Source organism: Mesorhizobium sp. M1E.F.Ca.ET.063.01.1.1 (assembly GCF_003998155.1).
Taxonomy (GTDB): domain Bacteria; phylum Pseudomonadota; class Alphaproteobacteria; order Rhizobiales; family Rhizobiaceae; genus Mesorhizobium.
This window is the reverse complement of record NZ_RZSC01000456.1, coordinates 1-4,800: the sequence shown is the minus strand read 5'-3', so window position 1 is coordinate 4,800 and position 4,800 is coordinate 1. Positions and strand designations below refer to the sequence as shown.

Sequence of the window (4,800 nt, the reverse complement as noted above, 5' to 3'; positions counted from 1 at the left end):
AGCATATAGATGTAGCCCATCGTCACCTTGCGATCGAACGGCTCGCCGGTGCGGCCGTCATAGAGCTGCGACTGACCGCTGGTGTGCAGGCCAGCCTGCTCCAGCATGGTGTTGATGTCGGCCTCGTGCGCGCCGTCGAACACCGGGGTCGCGATGGAGACGCCGCGGCGCATCTGCTCGCTCAGGCGAATGATGCTCTCGTCGTCATACTCGCGGATCGGCTCGTTGCGGTCGTTGGAAGGCATGAAGCTTTCCAGCGTCTTGCGCAGCGGCTTGATGTCGCCGCCGGCCTTGTAGGCGTCGATCAGCTCGCCGATCTTCCTGCCCATGCCGGCGCAGGCCCAGCCCAGATGCGTCTCCAAGATCTGGCCGACATTCATGCGGCTCGGCACACCCAGCGGGTTGAGCACGATATCGGCATGCGTGCCGTCCTCGAGGAAAGGCATGTCCTCGACCGGAACGATGCGCGACACGACACCCTTGTTGCCGTGACGGCCGGCCATCTTGTCGCCCGGCTGCATCTTGCGCTTCACCGCCACGAAGACCTTGACCATCTTCATGACGCCCGGAGGCATTTCGTCGCCGCGCTGCACCTTCTCGACCTTGTCCATGAAGCGCTGCTCGAGCGCCTTCTTGGAGTCGTCGTACTGGCCGCGAAGCGCTTCGAGCTCGCTCTGGAGCTTCTCGTTCTCCACGGCGAACTGCCACCACTGCGAGCGCGGATACTCGTCGAGCGTGTCCTTCGACAGCTTCGAGCCCTTCTTGAAGCCCTTCGGTCCGGCGATCGCATCCTTGCCGACCAGCATGTCGGAAAGGCGCGAATAGACGTTGCGGTCGAGGATCGCCTGCTCGTCGTCGCGGTCCTTGGCCAAGCGCTCGATCTCCTCGCGCTCGATCGCCATGGCGCGCTCGTCCTTCTCAACGCCGTGGCGGTTGAAGACGCGCACTTCGACGACCGTGCCGAAGGTGCCCGGAGGCATGCGCATGGAGGTGTCGCGAACGTCGGAGGCCTTCTCGCCGAAGATGGCGCGCAGCAGCTTTTCTTCCGGCGTCATCGGGCTTTCGCCCTTCGGCGTGATCTTGCCGACCAGGATGTCGCCCGGCTGCACTTCCGCGCCGATATAGACGATGCCGGCCTCGTCGAGGTTCTTCAGCGCTTCTTCCGAAACGTTCGGAATGTCGCGCGTGATTTCCTCCGGTCCGAGCTTGGTGTCGCGGGCCATGACCTCGAACTCCTCGATGTGGATCGAGGTGAAGACGTCGTCGGCCACGATGCGCTCGGAGAGCAGGATCGAGTCCTCGTAGTTGTAGCCGTTCCAAGGCATGAACGCGACCAGCACGTTGCGGCCGAGCGCCAGATCGCCGAGCTCGGTCGACGGACCGTCGGCGATGATGTCACCCTTGTTGACCCGGTCGCCCATGCGCACCAGCGGACGCTGGTTGATGCAGGTGTTCTGGTTCGAACGCTGGAACTTCATCAGCCGGTAGATGTCGACGCCGGACTTGCCAGGATCGAGATCTTCCGTGGCGCGGATGACGATACGCGTCGCGTCCACCTGGTCGACGATGCCGCCGCGACGGGCGCCGATAGCGGCGCCCGAGTCACGGGCAACGACCGGCTCCATGCCGGTGCCGACGAACGGGGCCTCGGCGCGCACCAGCGGCACGGCCTGACGCTGCATGTTCGAGCCCATCAGCGCGCGGTTGGCGTCGTCGTTCTCGAGGAACGGGATCAGCGCCGCGGCGACCGACACCATCTGCTTCGGCGACACGTCCATCAGGTCGACGTTCTCGCGCGGCGCCATCATCACCTCGCCGGCGTTACGGCAGATGACGAACTCGTCGACGAAACCGCCGTTCTTGTCGAGCTCGGCGTTGGCCTGCGCGACGTGGTGCTTGGCCTCTTCCATCGCCGACAGATAGACGACTTCGTTGGTCAGCTTGCCGTTGACGATCTTGCGGTACGGGCTCTCGATGAAGCCGTACTTGTTGACGCGCGCGAAGGTGGCGAGCGAGTTGATCAGGCCGATATTCGGGCCTTCCGGCGTCTCGATCGGACAGATGCGGCCGTAATGCGTCGGGTGCACGTCGCGCACCTCGAAGCCGGCGCGCTCGCGGGTCAGACCGCCCGGTCCAAGGGCAGACAGGCGGCGCTTGTGGGTGATCTCCGACAGCGGGTTGGTCTGGTCCATGAACTGCGACAGCTGCGAGGAGCCGAAGAACTCGCGCACGGCGGCGGCCGCCGGCTTGGCGTTGATCAGGTCCTGCGGCATGACCGTGTCGATCTCGATCGAGGACATGCGCTCCTTGATCGCGCGCTCCATGCGCAGCAGGCCGACGCGGTACTGGTTCTCCATCAGCTCGCCGACCGAGCGCACGCGGCGATTGCCGAGATTGTCGATGTCGTCGATCTCGCCCTTGCCGTCGCGCAGCTCCACCAGCGTCTTGACCACGGCCAGGATGTCTTCCTTGCGCAGCACGCGCACGGTGTCCTCGGCCTTGAGCTCGAGGCGCATGTTCATCTTGACGCGGCCGACGGCCGACAGGTCATAGCGCTCGCTGTCGAAGAACAGCGAGTTGAACATGGCTTCGGCGGTCTCGAGCGTCGGCGGCTCGCCCGGACGCATGACGCGGTAGATGTCGAACAGCGCGTCCTGACGGCTCTCGTTCTTGTCGACGGCCAAAGTGTTACGGATGTAGGCGCCGACATTGACGTGGTCGATATCCAGGATCTGGATCTCGTCCTCGCCGGTGCCGAGCAGCACTTTCAGCGTCTTGTCGTCGATCTCGTCGCCGGCCTCGAGGAAGATCTCGCCGGTGGCGTAGTTGACGATGTCCTCGGCCAGATAGTTGCCGAGCAGGTCCTCGTCGGTCGCCTTGATAGCCTTGAGGCCTTTTTCGCCGAGCTGGCGGGCCTGGCGGGCGGTGATCTTCTTGCCGGCCTCGACGACGATCTCGCCGGTGTCGGCGTCGACCAGGTCGCCGACGGCCTTCAGGCCGCGGAAACGCTCGACATTGAACGGGATGCGCCAGTGGTCGCCGGCGCGCTTGTAGGTGATCTTGTTGTAGAAGGTCGACAGGATCTCCTCGCCGTCCATGCCGAGTGCCATCAACAGCGACGTCACCGGAATCTTGCGGCGGCGGTCGATGCGGGCGTGCACGACGTCCTTGGAATCGAACTCGATGTCGAGCCAAGAGCCGCGATAGGGGATGACGCGCGCGGCGAACAGAAGCTTGCCCGACGAGTGCGACTTGCCCTTGTCATGGTCGAAGAAGACGCCCGGCGAGCGGTGCATCTGCGAGACGATGACGCGCTCGGTGCCGTTGACGATGAAGGTGCCGTTCGACGTCATGAGCGGCATGTCGCCCATGTAGACGTCCTGCTCCTTGATGTCCTTGATCGACTTCGCACCGGTGTCCTCGTCGATATCGAACACGATGAGGCGCAGCGTCACCTTGAGCGGCGCGGCATAGGTCAGGTCGCGCTGACGGCATTCGTCAACGTCGAATTTCGGTCCTTCGAACTCATACTTCACGAATTCCAGCATCGAGGAGCCGGAAAAATCGGAGATCGGGAAGACCGACTTGAAAACGGCCTGCAGTCCCTCGTCAGGACGCCCGCCCTTGGGCTCGTCCACCATCAGGAACTGGTCATAGGATGCCTTCTGAACCTCGATAAGGTTCGGCATCTCCGCAACTTCCGGGATCTTTCCGAAGAACTTGCGTACGCGTCTGCGGCCATTGAAAGTCTGGGTCTGGGCCATCGTCGCTCCTTAGCTCAAAACTCGGGACGAACCTCGCCGCGGTTCGCCTTGCACCAACGGGCCACCTCGCCGGCTGCCCTTGTCTGTTTTCCGGCAGCCCTGTCCAATCGCTTGGCGGCTGCCGGCTAAAACGGGAGAAAACCCGTTTCCTGAAGGCCGCTTCCGGCCCTCAGGAAAGAGGTTTTCAAACGTCTCGCGCAACGCATGCCTCCCTTTGCCAAGGGAGGGGGCGGACGGCGCGAGACCGTCCGCCCTCGCCTTTACTTCAGCTCGACCTTGGCGCCAGCTGCTTCCAGCTGAGCCTTGAACTTGTCGGCATCGGCCTTGGAAACGCCTTCCTTGACCGGCTTCGGAGCCGCTTCGACCAGGTCCTTGGCTTCCTTGAGGCCAAGGCCGGTGATGGCGCGGACTTCCTTGATGACGTTGATCTTCTGGGCGCCGGCGTCGGCGAGAACGACGTCGAATTCCGTCTTCTCTTCGGCCGGAGCAGCGGCGGCGGCAGCGCCACCGGCAGCAGCGGCAACCGCCACCGGAGCGGCGGCCGAAACGCCCCACTTCTCTTCCAGGAGCTTCGACAGCTCAGCCGCCTCGAGGACGGTCAGCTTCGAAAGGTCGTCTACGATCTTTGCCAGATCAGCCATTTTTGTATTCCTTTACTAGGTTCGAACGTGTGTTGTTGACAGCGAGGAACGGCCTCATGCCGCCTCGTCCTTCCGGGCGTAAGCGCCGATGACACGCGCGACCGAAGCCGCGGGCGCATTGACGATCTGGGCGATCCGGGTTGCCGGCGTGGCGATCATGCCAACCAGCTTGGCGCGCAGCTCGTCGAGCGACGGCATCGTGGCGAGTGCCTTGACACCGTCGGCGTTGAGCGCAGTCGAGCCCATTGCGCCGCCGAGAATGATCAGCTTGTCATTCCCCTTGGCGAAATCGGACGCGACCTTCGGCGCCGCAACCGGATCCTCCGAATAAGCGACCAGCGTCTGTCCCTTGAACAGATCGACGATCGATGCGGAGTCCGTGCCCTGAAGAGCGA

General features: G+C 63.6%; 3 protein-coding genes. All 3 read right to left on the bottom strand.

Annotated features, from left to right (window positions below):
- The coding region (gene rpoB / locus EOA29_RS25260) for a DNA-directed RNA polymerase subunit beta (protein WP_127221775.1) at positions 1 to 3,764 on the bottom strand (3,764 nt) is incomplete at its 3' end.
- A gap of 260 nt (positions 3,765 to 4,024) precedes the next feature.
- A complete protein-coding gene (gene rplL / locus EOA29_RS25255) occupies positions 4,025 to 4,405 on the bottom strand; it encodes a 50S ribosomal protein L7/L12 (protein ID WP_040983055.1) in 381 nt (126 codons plus the stop codon).
- 54 nt (positions 4,406 to 4,459) lie between these two features.
- The coding region (gene rplJ, locus EOA29_RS25250; protein WP_145969789.1) for a 50S ribosomal protein L10 at positions 4,460 to 4,800 on the bottom strand (341 nt) is incomplete at its 5' end.